An 18,165-nucleotide genomic window follows, 5' to 3' on the forward strand; every position below is an offset into this window, starting at 1 on the left:
TTTTCCTCGTTGGCCTTGCTCTTCGTCTTCTTTGTAATGCCGGCGCGCGACACCAGGGTGCCGCGCGCCGCGTGCCGCAATGCCGGTTGTGTTTGTACGGTCGCGCCATCCGCTCCGGCTGCGAAGGTGCGACCGTCCTCCTTACTTGCCAACGCTACCCAGCGTACCCAGCAATCCCGTTACCGGTGCCAGCAGCCCCGTCGAGCCGCCGCTCGACGTTGCCGTACCCGTGACGCTGCCAACCAGCGACGTGACCGGTGCGAGCGGGCTCGATCCGCCCGATCCTGCTGCGCCGCCCACTGCTCCGGTGACAGTATTCAGCAAACCGGTGACAGGCGCGAGAGGGTTTGCACTGCCTGCGCCACCCGTTGCGCCGCCGAGCGTGCCCGTGACCGTCGACACGAGATTCGTGACGGGGGCGAGCGGGCCGCCACTGCCGCCCGCCGCGCCGCTCAGTGCGCCGGTGACGGTGGAGACGAGGCCGGTGACGGGCGCGAGCGGGCTGCTGCCCGACCCGCCGGTCGCGCCGCCGAGTGCACCCGTGAGCGAGCCGAGCGGCGTCGAGCCGAGACCCGATAGCAGGCCGCCGAGCGGATTCGTCGAGCCGGAGCCCGACGACGTGCCGTTCTGTACGGTCGCCGTCGAGCCGCCGACGAGGCTCGTGATCAGGCCGGGGATCGGTGCCGCGCCGTTCGGGCCGTTCGGGTTGACGAGGCCACCCGCGTTGGTCACGGTGTTGCCGACCGCGGTGACGAGCTGACCGACGTCGCCGACGAGCGGCTGGCTCGACGTGCCGCCAACCTGCTTGCCGGCCGAGCTGATCGCGCCGCCGACCTGGCCGAGCAGGCCCGAGACGGGTTGGCCGAGCCCGGTCGTCGTGCCGACCTGTTGCGTGACCTGGCCCGCGGTGATCACGAGCGGCGTGATTGCCGAGCTGAGCGGTTGTGTTACCTGCTGCACGGCGCCCGACGACAGCGTCGAGCCGATCGTCGTGCCGGCGGCCGTCAAGCCGTTGGCCACGGTGTCGAGCACGGTGCCGACCGGCGTCGTGACGGGCGCGAGCGGCGCGAGCTGGCCGGTGCCGAGCGCCTTGACCGTCGAGCTCAGGCCGGACACCGTGTTGCTCGTTGCGCCGACCACGTTGCCGAGGCCCGCGACGGTCGTGCCGACCGGATCCTTGGTCGTACCGATCTGTCCCAGCCCGTTGCTCACCGCATCGGCGGCTGCACCGACGATCGTGCCGGTGCTGGAGAGCGTGCTGCCGACACCCTTCGTCACGCCGTCGCCGAGGCCCGGCACGCTGATGTTGCCCACCGTGCTGCCGAGGTCGGTGGCCGTCTGGCCGACCGTGCTGACCACCCCCTTGGTGCCGGTGGACGTGCCGCTGGTGCCGCTCGTGCTTGGCGTACCGCTCGTGCTCGGGTTGTTATTGTTGTTGCTGCTGGTCGGCGGCGAACTGACGCCGCCGCCGCCGCAGGCGGCCAGCAGGCAGGCGGCGGCGAAGGCCGTGAGGGGCGTGCGCCATTGGCGCAGGGCGGCTGTCGTGAGAGAACGTTGCTGGGACATGATGGACTCCTCGCTGTCTTGTCGATTGATGGATGTTGGTTTACTTGCCGTGCGTGCCGCCAAGCAGGCCGCCGATCAGCGACGTGACGGGCGCGAGCAGATTCGACGACGAACCCGAGTTCGTGACGGCGCCCGTACCGCCGGTCAATGCCGGTGCGCCGACCGCGCTGGTTACCGTGGACACGACGTTCGTCACCGGTGCGAGCGGGCTGCCGCCGCCTGCACCGCCCGTTGCGCTGCCGAGTGCGCCCGTTACCGTACCGAGGAGACCCGTGACCGGGGCGAGCGGGCCACCGCTCGTGCCGCCTGCTGCGCCGCCAAGCGCACCCGTGACCGTCGAAACGAGGCCGGTGACCGGAGCGAGCGGGCCGCCGCTGCCGCCTGCTGCACCGCCCAGTGCACCCGTGACCGTCGAGACGAGGCCGGTGACCGGGGCGAGCGGGCCGCCGCTGCCGCCTGCTGCACCGCCGAGCGCGCCCGTGACCGTGGAGACGAGACCGGTGACCGGAGCGAGCGGGCCGCTGCCGCCACCCGCTACGCCGCCGAGTGCGCCCGTGACCGTGGAAACGAGGCCGGTAACCGGGGCGAGCGGGCTGCTGGCGCCACCCGTTGCGCCGCCGAGCGTACCCGTGACCGTCGTGAGGAGACCCGTGAGCGGTGCGAGCGGGTTGGTCACGCCGCCGGTGCCGCCCGTGAGCAGACCGCCGACGGCCTTCACGGTGTTGCCCGTCGACGAGACCGTGTTGCCAAGGCCGGTCGTGACAGGGTTGCCGCCCGCCGACGCGAGCAGGGCGCCGGCCTGGTTCAGGCCATTGCCGACCGTGCCGAGCAGCGTGTTGACGGGCGCGCCGAGGCCGGTCGCGGTGCCGATCGTCTGGGTCGTCTGGCCGACCATCGTCGTGATCGGCGTGATGGCCGAGCTGACCGTCTGCGTGACCTGCTGGATCGGGCCGGTCGACAGGGCGTTGGTGAGGGTGGTGCCGCCGTTCGAAACGGCGCCGCCGAGCGTCGACACGAGGCCGCCGACGGCGCCCGTGACTGGTGCCAGCGGCGTCAGCGGGCCGCTGCCGAGGCTCGAGACCAGGTTGCCCGTCTGCGTGACCGCGCCGCCGAGCTGGTTGACCACGCCGCCCGTGCTGGCGAGTGTGGTACCGAGCGGATCCTTCGTCGCGCCAAGCTGGCCGAGACCGTTGCCAAGGCCGTTGCCGAGTGCAGTCACGGCGCCGCCAACGCTCTGCACGATGCCGCCTGCGGCTTGCGTGGTGGCCGGGTTGACACCCGGCAGCGACTGGTTGGCGATGACGGAGCCGAGGCCCGAGACGGTTCCACCGGCGCTCGTGATGATGTTGCTGCTGCTTGCGAGGACAGTTCCCACTGGGTTCGACGACACACCTGAGGTGCCGCTCGTGCCCGACGTACCGCTGGTGCCGGAGGTGCCGCTCGTGCCCGAGGTGCCGCTGGTGCCGGACGTACCGCTCGTACCGGACGTTCCGCTGGTGCCCGAGGTACCGCTGGTGCCGCTCGAGCCAGACGAGCCGCTCGTGCCGGACGTGGAGATCGTATCGCCGCCGCCCGAGCTTGAGCCGCCGCCGAGGCCCTGGCTGATGGAACCGGAGCCGCCGCACGCGGAGAGGGAAAGCATGGCTGCGACGGTGGCCGCGATCAGAGTCGTCCGGAACACGCCATGGGGGATAACCTTAATGTCCATTTTGTCCTCGCTTTTGAAATGTGTTGTGAACTTCGTTGTGTTGAGTGGTGCGAGGACTACTCTGCAACTGTCGTGCCATTTCGATGCTCGGCGGTGCGACAACAGGATTTAAACGGCGCAATTCCTTGTCGGAAAAGGAAGTTATGGAAATTGAAAGATTGTTGAATCTGTTTAAGGACAGACAAATGAGAACGGTTTCGCGCGTTTCGTAACGTAACGTCACAACATTGGCGTTACGCGTGCGCCGTAACGTGGGGGACGCGCAGGCGTGGTGGACGAGGCAATTGTTTTACTGGTGGATTAGGTGTGCACATCTAACCTATCGTAAATCCTATGTGTAAGTCGTACCGAAACGCCGTACAAATACGCTGTGCTCCTGGCCATTTTTTCGATTCCTGCCGTTAAAAGAGGTTGGAATTTAAATGGGATCGGATATAGAATCCGAAGCAGATGTAAGCAAATGTACGGTTCGGTACGCAACGTTCGAGGAGGGTCACTATCGCGAATGTTAACTTGCATCAAATGTTGAGCCATGCCCCTCAGGGCAATCTATAAAGAAAGTGCACCCGATTGTCGCTACAGCAGATGTGGCGAACAGAGCGGGGCAACCGGCCAGATATGCGGGGATGTGTACGTATAAAAGGCCAAAGAACGTAAATACAGGCACGAGGAATAAAATGAAAGCAATCATCAAGCGTTTCCTTAAGGAAGAAGACGGGGTTACCGCAGTCGAGTACGGACTCATCGCCGGGCTGGTAGCTGTTGCTCTCGTCACTGCTGTCGGCACGTTGACGGGCGGCATCTCGGGGGCGTTCACCTACATCGCGAGCAAATTGCCGGCGGCATAACGAGCGAGTTTTCGCTCATTTCCCTGCTGATTGGGGGCGCGGATTGCTTCGGCAATCCGCGCAGGTAAGTTTTGCCGCTCGGGGCGTGAATGATCCTGCTAACTGGCGTCGGGGTTTTCCTCGCGTGGGCGGTACTTGTCGCGCTTGAGGATATCCGTCATAGGCGTATACCAAATTCACTGGTAATCGGTGGGTTTGTATCTGCATTCCTGGTCTCCGGACATAATCCATTCGGCATATCCGTGAATCAGGCGCTCATTGGCGCACTGATCGGCCTTGTGAGTCTTTTCCCATTTTTTGTGCTGCGCGTAATGGGCGCCGCGGATGTCAAGGTGTTCGCGGTGCTCGGCGCGTGGTGCGGTCCACATGCGTTGCTATGGCTCTGGATCATTGCCAGCCTGCTCGCGTTCGCCCACGCGGGCACGTTGATTTTCGCAACTCATACGCCGGTATCTGCGTTATGGCAGCGCCGCTCACCGACGATGGAAGTCGCCGGATTCCGGGCGTCGCCGTATGCCGCGTTTCTCGTGATTCCGGCAGTGCTTTGGTGCTTGTACCGGATTGTGAGCGGGGGGATGCAATGACGCGGTTTCGCCTTGCGCCCGGGGGGCGGCGTCGCGAGCGCGGCGCGACGGCTATCGAATTTGCGCTGATGCTGCCGGTGTTCTTCCTGATCCTGTACGCGATCATCACGTACGGGATGATCTTTGCCGCGCAGCAAAACCTGACGCTTGCCGCGACAGAGGGCGCGCGCGCCGCGTTGAACTATCAGCAGGTCGGATCGGCCACGTCGGTGCAGGCGGCGCAGCAAGCTGCGCTCGCGGCGCGGGCCCAGGCTGCCTGCACGGCCGCAACGAACCTGACCACGTGGCTGAAGGGGGCGACATGCGCGCAGACGCAGCAAGGTAACTGTTCGTATGACTCAACGATGTTGTGCGTACAGATTACGCTGACCTATCCGTACTCGCAGAACCCGCTGATCCCGGCGTTCCCGCTGCTCGGTTCGCTGTTGCCGGTGCCGTCGACGCTCGTCGGAACGGCGATGGTGCAGATCAGCCCGGTCAACATCATTTAGACGGCAGCGATGGCGCCGTACTTGGTCGCGGGCGGCCGGTCGGTGTAACACCGCACGGAGAATTCAATCGTGAGTAGCGGGGAAACATAACAACACCATGGCCAACAATCTGACGAAGATCATTGCGGGCTTGCTGATCGCGATAGCGGTCCTGCTAGGCGTCTATGCGTGGGTGCTCGGACGCAAGCCGGCGGACGTCACACCGGTGGCCTCGACGATCGCGACCCAAAGCGTGCCCGTCGTCGTCACGACGCGGGCATTGCCAGCCGGCCAACCGATTCCGGCCGATGCGCTGAAGGTCCAGCAGTCGACCGCCGCGCCGCAGGGCGCGTTCGCCGATCCGTTGCAACTCGTCGGCCGCGTCCCGGCCGCGGACATTCCGGCGCAGGCGGCTATCGTCGCCAGCGCACTGTCGTCCGGCCTGGCCGAGCAGATCGCACCGGGAGAACGTGCCGTCTCGATCAAGGTTGACGAGACCAACGCGGTCGGCAACCGCGTGCGGCCCGGTAACTATGTCGACGTGTTCGTGAACCTGAAACGTGACGGGACTGGCGTGGCGATAGGCGGGACGTCGACGGCCGAGATCGTGAATACCCAGGCACGCCTGCTGATGTCGAAGATCCGGGTGCTCTCCTTTGGCGATGCAACGACCGACCGTGACAGCTCGAACGGTTCCGTGGTGGGCATGCGGACCGCGGTGCTTGCCGTACCGACCGCGCAGGTTGACGCGCTGACGCTCGCCGAGCAGAGCGGCCGGCTCGTGCTCGCGCTTCGCAACCCGCGTGACGACGATGTCGCCGCGCAGACCGTCGCGGTTCGAGTGAGCGACGACAAGAGCCCGTCGGCGCTTGCCGCTACCGGTGTCGTGCTGGGCGAGTTGTCGAAGAGTGCGATTGCGCCGGCCCCGCGTGCTGCGCCGGCGCGGGTGGTCACGCGGCATTCGAGAGGCGGCGGTATCGAAGTGATTCGCGGTGGGCGGACCGAAATGGTCGCCTATTGAGAGCTGGACAAAGACGACAACCAGAGAAGGGGGGCGGTTCGATGCCTCCGAAACAATGAAAAAGAAACTGATTGGATTAGCTATTGCATTGAGCGCGCTGGCCATGCCGCCACTGTCGGGCGCGGCCGACACGAGCGGGACGATCAGCCTGGCGGTCGGCGCGCAACGGCAGCTCGCGACGGGGCGTGCGCTGCAGCGGGTTGCGGTCGGCGATCCGTCGGTCGCCGACGTGATGGTCGTGAAGGGCGGGCGTGGCGGTGTCCTGCTGATAGCGAAGAGCGCCGGCGCGACGAACGTGATGATCTGGGAGCGCGGTCACGACGAACCGACCGTCTACAACGTGAGCGTCACGAGCGGTGCGGCGCGTGCATTGCTTGACGGCGGGACGCCGAGCGTGAATACGTATGGCGGCACGACGGTGATCGGCGGTGCGTCCGGGGCGCTCGACGGGCATCAGCGGGCGGTTCATGCGGCGAAGACGGTCAGCGGCAAGGACGGAACGACAATCGATGCGTCGACGATCTCCGGCAAGAACGTCGTGCAGGTTGACGTGCGTGTCGTCGAATTCAGCCGGTCAGTGCTGAAGCAGGCAGGGCTGAACTTCTTCAAGCAGAGCAACGGTTTTTCGTTCGGCGCATTCGCGCCGACCGGGCTCACGTCGATTACCGGTACGCCGGGCGGTTCGCTCACGTACAACACGAACGTGCCCATTTCGTCGGCGTTCAATCTCGTCGTCAATTCGGTGTCGCACGGGTTGTTCGCCGATCTGTCGATCCTCGAAGCCAACAATCTCGCCCGCGTGCTCGCGCAGCCGACGCTCGTCGCATTGTCCGGCCAGAGCGCGAATTTCCTCGCGGGCGGTGAAATTCCGGTGCCGGTGCCGCAATCGCTGGGCACGATCTCGATCGAATGGAAGCCTTACGGCGTGGGGCTGACCGTCACGCCGACAGTGTTGAACCCGCGCCGGATCGCGCTGAAGGTCGCGCCCGAGTCGAGCCAGCTCGACTTCGTGCACTCGATCACGATCAACGGTGTTCAGGTGCCCGCGCTGACGACTCGGCGCGCGGATACGACGGTCGAGCTTGGCGATGGAGAAAGCTTCGTGATCGGCGGCTTGATCGATCGCGAGACGACCTCGAACGTCAACAAGGTGCCGTTCCTGGGGGATCTGCCCATCATCGGCGCGTTTTTCAAGAATTTGAGCTATCAGCAAAGCGACAAGGAACTCGTGATCATCGTTACGCCGCATCTCGTTGCGCCGATCGCGCAGGGCGCGTCGCTGCCGGCGACTCCGGGAGAACTGTCCGAGCAGCGCGACGGCCCCGTGTGGCGTTCATATCTGGGCGGCATGGCGTCGCCGGATGCAGGGCCGGGGTTCTCGAAATGAGCGCGCCGAATCATGACGGGATAGTGCAGGCGGTCGCGCACGACGCGACGCCTTGCTTCATTGTGAGTATCCAAAATGAACGCGAGAACCTATTCTTTGGCTGAGCCCGCCGTCACCGACCTCTTCGTATGCGCATCTTCGCTTGCGGAGCACGTGCAATGGCTGTCCCAGTCGCTGGTCTCGGCCGGTGCGGTCGAGGGGGCACCGCTGGAAGGTGCGGCGCTGTCGCAGCGCATCGGTGTACTGAATCCGGCGCTGGTATTCATCGATTTTTCGGGTGATTGCGCCGCGGCGAGCACCGTTGTCGCCGCCGTGCGCCTGTCTCATCCGGGCGTGCCGGTCGTCGCGCTGGGCTCGCTCGCGCAACCGGAGGGGGCGCTCGCCGCGCTGCGCGCAGGTGTCCGCGATTTCGTCGATTTTTCCGCGCCGGCCGAGGAGGCGCTCCGCATCACGCGTGTGCTGCTCGACAACGTCGGCGAGCCGGCGAACCGCCACGGGAAGGTTGCCGCGTTGCTCGGCGCGCGCGCCGGGATGGGCGTGAGTACGCTGGCCGCGAACTTGTCGGTGCTGATGCAGAAGCGGCCTGCCGATCCTGCTCATGCGGCTGCGCTCCTCGATCTCGGGTTGCCGGCCGGCGACGGCGCGCTGTTCCTGAACACGCGCTGCGAATTTCATTTCGTCGAGGCCGTGCGCAACCTGCGCCGGATCGACCGCACGTTCGTGACAACTGCGCTCGCTCGCCATGCAAGCGGCGTCGCGCTGACGACACTGCCGCCGAACCTTGCCGATCTGCGCGAAGTGGCAACGGCGTCGTGCGCGGCGTTGCTGAACCGGCTGCGTGCATTTTTCGATCATCAGATCGTCGATCTCGGCGGTTTCCCGAATCGGGAATTCATTGCGCAGGTCGTGAATCTTGCCGATGAAACATGGCTCGTTTGCGACCAGGGCGTGGCGTCGGTCGTATCGGCGATCGAGATGCTGGACGGCTTGCGCGATGCGGGCGCCGCGACCGAACGGATCAGGCTCGTGGTCAACCAGTTCGACGCCGAGCTCGGGCTGATGCCCGCGCAGATTGCCGAGCGGCTGGACCTGTCGTTGCTTGCGACGCTGCCGTCACGGCGCGTGTCGATCGGACATGCGGCGAACCAGGGCAAGCTGATTGCCGAGGTCGCAGAACGCGATCCGTACGTGCGTGCGCTCGGGCCGTTGGTCGAGCGCCTCGCGGGCGCGCCGTCGCCCGGGGCGGCACAGCGTGCTGCGGGCGGCCTGTCGGCACTCAGGCGAATCATTCAATCCTCTACGAAGCGGTCGTAAGCGATGGCACACGACATTCAATTTGCCGACGGCGCAGCGCCGTTCTCGCAAACGCAACAGTTCCATGACATCAAGAATGCCGCGCACGAGCATTTGCTCACGCGGATCGAGGAGCTGGGTGCGGAATTCGGCCGTTGGTCACGGCAGGCGATCAACCAGTTCGTCGATCTCGAGATTGACAGCTTCGTGCGGTTGCGTCGGATCCCGCTCAACGAGAGCGAGGTGCGCGCGGTTGCCGAGGCGCTGACGAAGGAACTCGCCGGCTTCGGGCCGATCGAGGATCTGCTGGCGGACCCGCACGTCGAGGACATCCTGATCAACGGATACAACGACATCTATGTGTCGCGGCACGGGATTCTGTCGAGGCTGCCGATCCGCTTCACCGATAACGCCCACCTGCTGCGGATCGTGCGACGGATTCTCGCGCCGGTCGGCCGGCGGCTCGACGAATCGAATCCGATGGTGGATGCGCGGCTGCCCGACGGCGGGCGTGTCAACGTCGTCATCGAGCCGCTGTCAATCGACGGCCCGGTCGTATCGATCCGGAAGTTCCGCAAGGACCCGCTGAAACCCGAGGATCTGCTGGGCAACGGCACCTTCAACGAGGAAATCGGGCGGCTGCTCGAGGCTGCGGTCGAGGCACGCTGCAACATCCTCGTGTCGGGTGGCACCAGTTCGGGCAAGACGTCGCTGCTGAATGCACTGGCGTTCCACATCCCCACGGCGGAACGCGTCGTGACGATCGAGGATACGGCCGAGCTGTCGCTGAATCACCCGCACGTCGTGCGGCTCGAGAGCCGCCCCGGCGGCTTCGACGGCAGCGGTGTCGTGACGATTCGCGACCTGCTGCGCAACACGTTGCGGATGCGGCCGGACCGGATCATTGTCGGCGAAGTGCGCGGCGGCGAAGTGCTCGAAATGCTGCAGGCGATGAATACCGGCCACGACGGATCGATGGGCACCGTGCACGCGAGTTCGCCGCGCGAGTGTCTGTACCGGCTCGAGATGCTTGCCGGCTTCGCCGGCTTTCAAGGTACCGAGGCAAGTCTGCGTCGGCAGATCGCCAACGCGATCGATTTCATCGTGCAGATCGGCCGGCTATCCAACGGCCGCCGGCGCATCCTGTCGATCACCGAAGTCACCGGCATGTCGGACAACATCGTATCGACGCAGGAACTGTATCGCTACGAGGCACGCGTCACGCCGGAGGGCGACGAGATCGATCATTGGGAGTCGCTCGGCATTCATCCGCACTCGCCGAAGCTTGCACGCTTCCGTAACACGCTTGTGTCGAGCGGCGGCGGGTTTGGCGGCAACTTCGGGCGAGGCGGGGGCTTCAATGTCTAGCGCCACCCTGCTGGCGCTGATGTTCGCGCTGATCTGCGCGGCGGCCGGGTTGTTGCTGTGGCGCGGAAGCCAGGTCCGCGAAGGACGCGCGCATACGCAGCGGTTTTTCGACAGCCGGGTGGGACAGGGCGCGCGCGCCGCAGCGCCGGCTGGCGACGCGCGCGCCGCGGCGCCCGGTGCGGCGAATTCGCAGGAGCCCGAGCCAGGATTCGCGCGCTGGCGTGCGTCGGTGTTCGATGCGTGGGCCGTGTTGTCCGACCGTGCGGGCCTTGACGAGATTCGCGCCGGCCTCGTGCTTGCGCTTGCGGGCATCGCGCTGCTCGCGCTGTGGGCCGGCCTGGCCGGCGGCGTGCTTGCCGCGGCTGCCGCGCTCGTGGCGGGCGGCGTGCTCGTCGTGCTGTGGATCACGTCGCGAATCAGCCGGCGGCGCCTGAAGATCGTCCGGCAGTTGCCTTCGTTCCTCGACGGGATCGTGCGGCTGGTGACGCTCGGAAACAGCGTGCCGGCCGCGTTCCAGTCGGCGCTTCAGACGGCTGAGATGCCGCTGCGCCGCTGCCTCGACGACGTGTCGCGGATGCTGCGCTCCGGCGTCGAGATTGATCGCGCCATGCTGCATGTCGCACACACGTACCGTATCCGCGAATTCGAACTGGTCGGCGCGGTGCTGCGTCTGTCGGTCCGCTACGGCGGCCGGGCGGACGTGATGCTCGACCGCATGTCGACGTTCATGCGCGACCTCGAGCACGCGGAGCGCGAACTGTCCGCGATGTCGGCCGAGACCCGGATGTCTGCCTGGGTGCTGGGGCTGATGCCGATCGCGGTCGGCAGCTTCGTCATTGCCACGAGCCCGCGGTATTTCACGGCGATGTGGAACGACGATAGCGGGCGTCAGCTGATCTATCTGGCGTTTGCGCTGCAGACGATGGGCGGTTTCTGGTTGTACCGGCTCGCGCGGTTGAGGTGAATCGATGGACGCAAACCGTTTAGGCGCTATTGCGCTGGTGCTCGGATCGATCGGCGTGCTGCTGCTTGCCGCACTGGCGATCGTTCGCGTCGTGCTCGTGCAGCGCGCCGAACGTGCGCTGGTGAATGCGCTTGACCGCCGGACTGCGGCGATCGAAGCGGCGGCCGCGCGAGCCGGTTCCGCTGAACCTGCACGGGATGCCGCTGCACACACGGCGCCGAGCGCACGTTTCGCGGGGTTGCGCGAACGCTTCGAAGACGTCGGGATGCGGTGGCTCGAAACCGGCTTCAGCCGTTATCTGATCGCCAACGAAGATCGTCAACTGCTGGAGCAATGCGGTTTCGTCGACGTGCGGGCGAGAGCACTGTTCGTCAGTGCACGCATTGCATGCGCGATCCTGCTGCCTGCGCTCGCCGTGTTGGTGCTGATCAGCCGCGGTCACGGGGGGCGCTGGGCGCTCTGGATCTCGGTCGCGCTCGTGACCGGATACATGCTGCCGAAAATCTATGTGCGCCGGCGAGCCACCGCACGCCGACGGAGCATTTCGGCAGAATTGCCGCTGCTGGTCGACATGCTGCGGCTGCTGCAGGGTGTCGGCCTGTCGCTCGATCAGAGCATCCAGGTCGTCATGCAAGATTTTCAGACCATGCTGCCCGTGCTGTCGTGGGAGCTTGCCGTTGCGCAGCGGCAGTTCGCGGCGGGACGCACGCGCGAACAATCGCTGCAACGCCTCACGAATAGTTTCGACAATGAGGACCTGCGCGCGATCGTGCGATTGCTGATTCAGGTGGACAAGCACGGTGGCGCAGTTCAGGAGCCGCTGAAGCAGTTCGGCGATCGTCTGCGCGAAGGGCGTCGCGCGGCGTTACGCGAGCAGATCGGTCGACTGACGGTGAAGATGACCGGCGTGATGATCGTCACGCTGTTGCCGGCATTGTTGATCGTTACCGCGGGGCCCGGGATCATGACCGTGCTGGCCGCGCTTGCCGCGTTTCAACGCTGACGCGGCATGAAGGGAAGGAGCGACACAAGATGAATGGATTTGGCTGGATCCGCACGATCGCAGGCGCGACGGCGTTCACATTGCTCGCCAGCGGATGCGCGTTGTTCAAGGAATCCGGGTACGGGATCGGTGCGCAGGCAGAACGCGGTGCGCTGATGCAGGCGGCTGCCGACAAGAGCGCGCCGCCCGATACACCGGGCATGTATCTTGGCCTCATCGAACGGATGCAGGGGCAGGGCCTGTATTTTGCGTCGCTGGCGCACATCGACCAGTACGAGAAGCAATATGGCACATCGCCGGACACGATCCTGCTGCGCGCCGACGCCTTGCGCGCGACTGGCCAGTACGACGCCGGCGTGGCCGCCTATACGAAGTTGCTGACGACACCGCTCGCCGCGCGCGGCTATCGCGGGCTGGGCCTGACGGCCGGCGCTCGCGGCGATTTTGCGCTGGCCGCGCAGCAACTCGAACAGGCGACGTTGCTTGCGCCGACCGATGCGGCGACGCTGTCCGACCTCGCGTATTCGAAGATGCGCGATGGCGATCTGGCAGGGGCGCGCGTACCGCTGTTGAAGGCGGCGGAACTCGAGCAGAAAAATCCGAAAATCCTCAGCAACTTCGTGCTTTATCTGCTCGTGAGCGGTCACGGGAAGGACGCGCGGCGACTGATGGATCAGCAGAAGCTTTCGCCCGTGGTGCGCGGCGAGATTCGCGACGACGAGACGAAAGTCGCTGCCGCGATGCGCGCGAAGCAACGGGCGGTCGTACACGCGCCCGGCAATGCGCCCGTGCCAGCGGTGGCAAGCAGCGACAACTTCGATCTTGCCGTGCCGCTGCTGCAGCGTTTCGCGCGATGACGACGACATTCACGGAGGCCATCATGTTTCACCTTTCCCCACTCCGCGTGCGAGCCGTGTGCATCGCGTTCGTGTGCACGCTTTGCGCGGGCGTCGCTCATGCGCAAGGCAATCCGCCGGCGTCAGAAATCGGTCATGCAACGAACACCTTGCTCGACTTGCAGCGCTCGAATCGCGCGGCCGCCGCGCCTCAACCGATCGACGGCGCGGCCGGTACGTACGCCTATCAGCGTTATATCGATTCGTTCAAGACGCCGATCCCGCAGTGGTTCGGCACGATGTCGACGTCAGGCGGCGGTAACGGTGGTGGCGGCGGTGGTGGCGGCCAGTCCGGTGGCGACCTCGCGCACTGACGGAGCAAAACGGTGAAGACCCGACACAGCCGCGGCGGATTCCGCTTCTCGTCACGACAACGCGGTGCGTTTTCGGTGATGGCGATCGTCGCGTTGCTGATCGCCGTCACGACGCTCGGCGCGATTGGCGTCGGTAACCTCTTCTATCAGCGTCGGGACGTGCAGCGGATTGCCGACATGGCCGCGCTCGCGGCGGTGCAGCGCATGGACGACACATGCACGCAGCCGACTGCCACTGCGACCAGCAATGCGCAGTCGAACGGGCTCAATTCATCGAACGGCGATTCGATCAGCATCGAATGCGGTCGCTGGGACACGGCAGTCAACCCGAAACCCAGCTACTATGCGGCCGCGACCCCCGGCACCACGCAATTGAACGCGGCCAAGGTGACGGTCACGCGTCAGGTGCCGTTCTTTTTCGTCGGGTCTCCGCAGCCGGTGTCCGCGGTATCGACTGCGCGCTCGACGAACATCGATACGTTCTCGGTCGGCGCGACGCTTGCCGCGCTTGGCGGCGTCGGTTGCGCTGGCGGTTCCGCACCGACGTCCGGCAATCCAGGGCTCGTCAACGGACTGATCGGCGGGTTGCTCGGCGCGAGCCTGAACCTGAACATCGGGTCGTATCAAGCGCTCGCATGCACGAACGTGACCGTCGGCGACCTCGTCGTCGCGGCGGGCGTCGGCACGGTCGATCAGTTGCTCGCGCTGAAGCTCACGTTGCCGCAACTGATTCAATTGATGGTGAACGCGGCCACGCAGACAGCCGTCGCGAATGTGAACCTGCAGGCAAGCCTCGCCACGCTGCAGGCAATTCTGAGTGCCAACGTTCCCGGGACGACGATCGGCCTCGGCGGGACGAACGGACTGCTGAACGTCGCGCTTGCGGATACGCAGGCGGCGGTCAATGCGCAAGTGGACCTGCTCGACCTGCTGCTCGTCAGCGCGGAAATCGCCGCAACGGGCAAGCCGGCGGTCACGGTCAATGTCCCGTCGCTGAATCTCGGCGGGCTGACGGGGACGCAGTTGCAAGTGCAGATCATCAGTCCGCCGTCGATCGGTATCGGCGAAGGCGGGATCGATCCGTCGACAGGAACCTGGCGGACGAAGGCTTCGACGGCTGCGGTGGGTGTGTATCTCAATGTCGACCTTGGCACGGCTCAGTTGCCGCTGCTCGGGGCGCTGCTGAGTCTGCTGAACGTGAATGTCGACGTCAATCTGCCAATTTATCTGCAGGTCGGCACCGGTACTGCGACGTTGAACTCGACACAATGCGCTTCGACACAGGCGGCAAGCACGGTCGTCATTACCGCGCAACCGGGGGTGGCGAATCTGTGCATCGGCAAGCCGCCGCTCAATGGGTCCGGCCAGATCAGCCTGTCGTCGACTTATAGTTGTACGTCGCCCGCACAGATCATCAATGCAAATGTTCTCGGGATCGCACAGTTGACGGTTTCCATGTCCAACGTATCGGTCCAGGTGCAAGGCGCCTCCCAGTCGCATACCTTCAACGGGGTGCCGGGAATCGATGCGGATTACTGGACCGTGAACTCGAATGCGCTTGGCTCGGCACTCAGTTCGGCATTGACGCAACTCGCGGGGGCGACCATTTCCGCCAACGTCGGCTTGTTCGGCGCCAGCGTGCTGTCGGTTCCGGGGAACTTCGCCTCCACGTTGCTCACCTTTCTGAGCGGTCTGCTCGGCCCGCTCCTGTCGAGCCTCGACGCAGTTCTCGTTCCGCTGCTGAATCTCCTCGGCGTCCAGGTTGGCGCGGCGACGGTCCATCAGATCTCGCTCAGTTGCGGGGTTGCCCAAACGGTTTACTGAAGAAGATGAGAAACACACCCGCAATCGAAGAGCTCGACTTGTACGTCTGGGAAGGCAAGGCGGACATTGTCGACCGCGTCGCCCGGTGCATGGCGAGCTTCGACGTCGAAGTGATCCGCGCCGACAACGCGGAGATCTCGCCCGAGCGCGCCGCCTTGCGGCCGTCGCTGGCGATCATCAGCGTGACGATGATCGAAATCGGCGCCGCGTTCCTGCGCGACTGGCAGGCCAACATCGGCATGCCGGTCGTCTGGGTCGGCGCGGCGCGTGATCACGACGCGTCGCAGTATCCGCCCGAGTATTCGCACATCCTGCCGCTCGACTTCACGTGTGCCGAACTGCGCGGCATGATCGGCAAGCTCGTCACGCAGCTGCGGGCGCATACGGCCGAAACGTCGCATCCGACCGAACTCGTCGCGCACTCGGAATCGATGCAGGCCCTGCTGCACGAAGTCGATACGTTCGCCGATTGCGACACCAACGTGTTGCTGCACGGCGAAACCGGCGTCGGCAAGGAGCGCATCGCGCAGCTGCTGCACGAAAAACATTCGCGCTACCGGCATGGCGAATTCGTGCCCGTGAACTGCGGCGCGATTCCCGACGGCCTGTTCGAGTCGCTGTTCTTCGGTCATGCAAAAGGATCGTTCACGGGCGCGGTTGTTGCGCATAAAGGCTATTTCGAGCAGGCGGGCGGCGGTACGCTGTTTCTCGACGAAGTCGGCGATCTGCCGCTGTACCAGCAGGTCAAGCTGCTGCGCGTGCTCGAGGATGGCGCGGTGCTGCGCGTCGGCGCGACGACGCCGGTCAAGGTCGATTTCCGGCTGGTCGCGGCGAGCAACAAGAAGCTGCCGCAACTCGTGAAGGATGGCCTGTTCCGTGCCGATCTCTACTACCGGCTCGCGGTGATCGAGCTGAGCATTCCGTCGCTGGAAGAGCGCGGCGCCGTCGACAAGATCGCGCTGTTCAAGTCGTTCGTCGCGCAGGTGGTCGGCGAGGAGCGGCTCGCTCAGTTGTCCGACCTGCCGTACTGGCTGACGGATTCCGTCGCGGACAGCTATTTCCCCGGCAACGTGCGTGAACTGCGCAACCTCGCCGAGCGTGTCGGCGTGACGGTGCGGCAGACGGGCGGGTGGGATGCCGCACGGCTGCAGCGGTTGATCGCGCACGCGCGCAGTTCGGCCCAGCCGGTCCCGGCGGAGAGTGCGGCCGAGGTGTTCGTCGATCGCAGCAAGTGGGACATGAACGAGCGCAACCGCGTCATCGCGGCGCTCGACGCAAACGGCTGGCGGCGTCAGGATACGGCGCAGCAGCTCGGCATCAGCCGCAAGGTACTGTGGGAAAAAATGCGCAAATACCAGATCTTCGACGAGGAGCCCGAGACCCGCGAAAGTGAGTAATTAATGAGATAAAATCGCGCTGAATTACAACGACTCGGGCGGGAATAGAACTTCATGAGCCATATGACGGGGTTGGGAAGGGCGTGCGTATTGTTCGCCCTGGCGGGAGGCATGCAGGGCGCATACGCGCAAAGTCTGGCGGACAGTGGTTCGCCGGCCGTACAGCAGGCATCGGCGCCGGTGGCGGCGATGCCGGTGATCGATTCGCAGACGTCGCTGCAGCCGCAGTCGGGCGAGTCGACGGGGCCGAGCACGGTCGACGACCTGCAGCGCCAGATCCAGGCGCACACGCTGACGGAAATGCGCACGAGCTACAACGGCAGCTACGGTGCGAGCCTGCTGTTCAACGTGAAGGACGGTGCGTACTTCGTCGCGCTGTTTCAGCAGAAGGCGTTCTGGCGCGTCATCAAGACTTACGACGAAACGCGTGCGGAAGCGATCTATCGCGATTTCTCGCGCCAGGCGGAGCGGCTGGCCGTGAACGAACTGCGGGCGGCGAAGCTGGAATCGCAGAAGGCGCAAATGGACAAGCAGATCGAGGTCACGCAGGATCGCGCGCGGCGTCTGCAGGCCGATATTTCGATCGCACGCCAGCAACAGGCGGCGGTCGCGGATCGCCAGAAGAGCGTACGCAACGAGACGGCCGCATTGCAGGCGCAGCAGGCCGAGCTTCAGTCGCAACTGCGTGCGTTGCAGCAGCAGGTGCGTTCGTTGCAGCGTGAGGCCGATGCGGGCCTGCCGACGACGGCACGCTGAACCCGGCCGCGGTGCGGCGACATGCCGCGCCGGCCGCACAAGTAAAAAGGGCAAGCCGGTTGGCTTGCCCTTTTGCTTTACTGGCCGTCCGGCACGATTCGCCGGCGGCGCGTCACGATGACCGGCCCGTTGCCGCCGCGGGAATCCGACGGTGACGACGCGTTGCCGGGTGCGTCGCCGGTGTCGCGCGGTGCGCCATAGCTTTCGCGCGGTTCACGGGGTTCGCGCGGGGCACCGTAGCCTTCGCGCGGCTCGCGCGAGCCGTAACCTTCACGCGGTTCGCGGGAGCCGTAGCCGCCGTCGCCGCGCGATTCACGCGGGCCGCCGTGCGAGCCGTACGGGCTGTGACCACCGCCTTCACGGCCGCCGGGGCGCCCGCCGGTGCGCGGACTCGCGGGGCCGCTGCCGCCCGGGCGCGAGCCGCCCGTGTCGAGCTGGATCGTGGAAATCGCGCGCTTGTAGATGCCTTGCAGACCCACGGGGGTGCGCAGCATCACCAGGTACTGGTCGAACGACTCGATGCACCCCGTCAGACGAATGCCGTTGACGAGATAGATTTCAACGCGCTTACGTTCCTTGCGCGCCGAATTGATGAAGTCGTTTTGCGGATGGGATTCTGCGGGATTGGCCATTGAGGTGCGGCAGGAGCCTGCGTCAGAGAATATGTTGTGCGTGTGTGTGGCGTGTTCGTCCACAAGGTGTTTGGCGGGATTCTACCCTGTTCAATCGGGGAGCGCGTAGTCGTGATTGTGTCGAACCGTAACCC

General features: G+C 65.3%; 17 protein-coding genes. 14 read left to right on the top strand and 3 right to left on the bottom strand.

The window, feature by feature from the left end:
* Positions 1-141: 141 nt before the first annotated feature.
* Both LXE91_RS12570 and LXE91_RS12575 read right to left on the bottom strand, forming a co-directional pair.
* Positions 142-1,566 carry a collagen-like triple helix repeat-containing protein gene (locus tag LXE91_RS12570; protein WP_039358967.1) on the bottom strand — a complete coding sequence of 475 codons (1,425 nt, stop codon included), beginning with the start codon at positions 1,564-1,566 and terminating at the stop codon, positions 142-144.
* Between the two features lie 40 nt (positions 1,567-1,606).
* Positions 1,607-3,274, bottom strand: a complete 1,668-nt coding sequence (locus tag LXE91_RS12575; RefSeq protein WP_039358964.1) for a collagen-like triple helix repeat-containing protein — start codon at positions 3,272-3,274, stop codon at positions 1,607-1,609.
* 677 nt (positions 3,275-3,951) lie between these two features.
* On the opposite strand from LXE91_RS12575, the gene LXE91_RS12580 reads away from it, so the two are divergent.
* The 14 genes from LXE91_RS12580 (at position 3,952) to LXE91_RS12645 (ending at position 17,399) form a co-directional block, all read left to right on the top strand.
* Entirely contained in the window at positions 3,952-4,122 is a 171-nt protein-coding gene (locus LXE91_RS12580) for a Flp family type IVb pilin (protein ID WP_039358961.1), read from the top strand.
* Between the two features lie 89 nt (positions 4,123-4,211).
* On the top strand, positions 4,212-4,706 hold the full coding sequence (locus LXE91_RS12585; RefSeq protein WP_039358958.1) for an A24 family peptidase: 495 nt from the start codon (positions 4,212-4,214) through the stop codon (positions 4,704-4,706).
* Positions 4,703-5,197 carry a TadE/TadG family type IV pilus assembly protein gene (locus tag LXE91_RS12590; RefSeq protein WP_039358955.1) on the top strand — a complete coding sequence of 165 codons (495 nt, stop codon included), beginning with the start codon at positions 4,703-4,705 and terminating at the stop codon, positions 5,195-5,197. The genes LXE91_RS12585 and LXE91_RS12590 overlap by 4 nt, the downstream gene beginning before the upstream one ends.
* 97 nt (positions 5,198-5,294) lie before the next feature.
* Complete coding sequence (gene cpaB / locus LXE91_RS12595) at positions 5,295-6,197, top strand: Flp pilus assembly protein CpaB (RefSeq protein ID WP_039358951.1); 903 nt, start codon at positions 5,295-5,297, stop codon at positions 6,195-6,197.
* A 55-nt stretch (positions 6,198-6,252) separates the two neighbouring features.
* The gene (locus tag LXE91_RS12600) at positions 6,253-7,584 is read left to right on the top strand and encodes a type II and III secretion system protein family protein (protein ID WP_039358948.1); all 1,332 of its coding nucleotides are present in this window, start codon (positions 6,253-6,255) and stop codon (positions 7,582-7,584) included.
* A 75-nt stretch (positions 7,585-7,659) separates the two neighbouring features.
* Positions 7,660-8,898, top strand: coding sequence for a fimbrial protein (locus LXE91_RS12605; RefSeq protein ID WP_039358945.1), 1,239 nt, complete (start codon positions 7,660-7,662; stop codon positions 8,896-8,898).
* A gap of 3 nt (positions 8,899-8,901) precedes the next feature.
* Positions 8,902-10,245 carry a TadA family conjugal transfer-associated ATPase gene (locus LXE91_RS12610; protein ID WP_039358942.1) on the top strand — a complete coding sequence of 448 codons (1,344 nt, stop codon included), beginning with the start codon at positions 8,902-8,904 and terminating at the stop codon, positions 10,243-10,245.
* Entirely contained in the window at positions 10,238-11,209 is a 972-nt protein-coding gene (locus LXE91_RS12615; protein ID WP_039358939.1) for a type II secretion system F family protein, read from the top strand. Before LXE91_RS12610 ends, LXE91_RS12615 begins: the two co-directional genes overlap by 8 nt.
* Before the next feature lie 4 nt (positions 11,210-11,213).
* Positions 11,214-12,212 carry a type II secretion system F family protein gene (locus LXE91_RS12620; RefSeq protein WP_039358937.1) on the top strand — a complete coding sequence of 333 codons (999 nt, stop codon included), beginning with the start codon at positions 11,214-11,216 and terminating at the stop codon, positions 12,210-12,212.
* A 29-nt stretch (positions 12,213-12,241) separates the two neighbouring features.
* Positions 12,242-13,069, top strand: a complete 828-nt coding sequence (locus tag LXE91_RS12625; RefSeq protein WP_039358933.1) for a tetratricopeptide repeat protein — start codon at positions 12,242-12,244, stop codon at positions 13,067-13,069.
* A 23-nt stretch (positions 13,070-13,092) separates the two neighbouring features.
* Positions 13,093-13,422 (top strand): DUF3613 domain-containing protein, encoded by a 330-nt coding sequence (locus LXE91_RS12630; protein ID WP_039359049.1) that lies wholly within the window; start codon positions 13,093-13,095, stop codon positions 13,420-13,422.
* Between the two features lie 12 nt (positions 13,423-13,434).
* Complete coding sequence (locus LXE91_RS12635) at positions 13,435-15,246, top strand: TadG family pilus assembly protein (RefSeq protein WP_039358931.1); 1,812 nt, start codon at positions 13,435-13,437, stop codon at positions 15,244-15,246.
* A 5-nt stretch (positions 15,247-15,251) separates the two neighbouring features.
* Entirely contained in the window at positions 15,252-16,643 is a 1,392-nt protein-coding gene (locus LXE91_RS12640) for a sigma 54-interacting transcriptional regulator (protein ID WP_039358928.1), read from the top strand.
* Positions 16,644-16,697: 54 nt separating this feature from the next.
* Positions 16,698-17,399, top strand: coding sequence for a DUF2968 domain-containing protein (locus tag LXE91_RS12645; protein WP_039358925.1), 702 nt, complete (start codon positions 16,698-16,700; stop codon positions 17,397-17,399).
* Between the two features lie 77 nt (positions 17,400-17,476).
* Here the strand turns inward: LXE91_RS12645 and hfq are convergent, their stop codons facing one another.
* Positions 17,477-18,031: an RNA chaperone Hfq gene (gene hfq / locus LXE91_RS12650; protein WP_278068131.1), complete on the bottom strand. Its 555-nt coding sequence runs from the start codon at positions 18,029-18,031 to the stop codon at positions 17,477-17,479.
* Positions 18,032-18,165 lie beyond the last annotated feature (134 nt).

The sequence above is a fragment of the Burkholderia contaminans genome (genome assembly GCF_029633825.1).
GTDB lineage: Bacteria > Pseudomonadota > Gammaproteobacteria > Burkholderiales > Burkholderiaceae > Burkholderia > Burkholderia contaminans.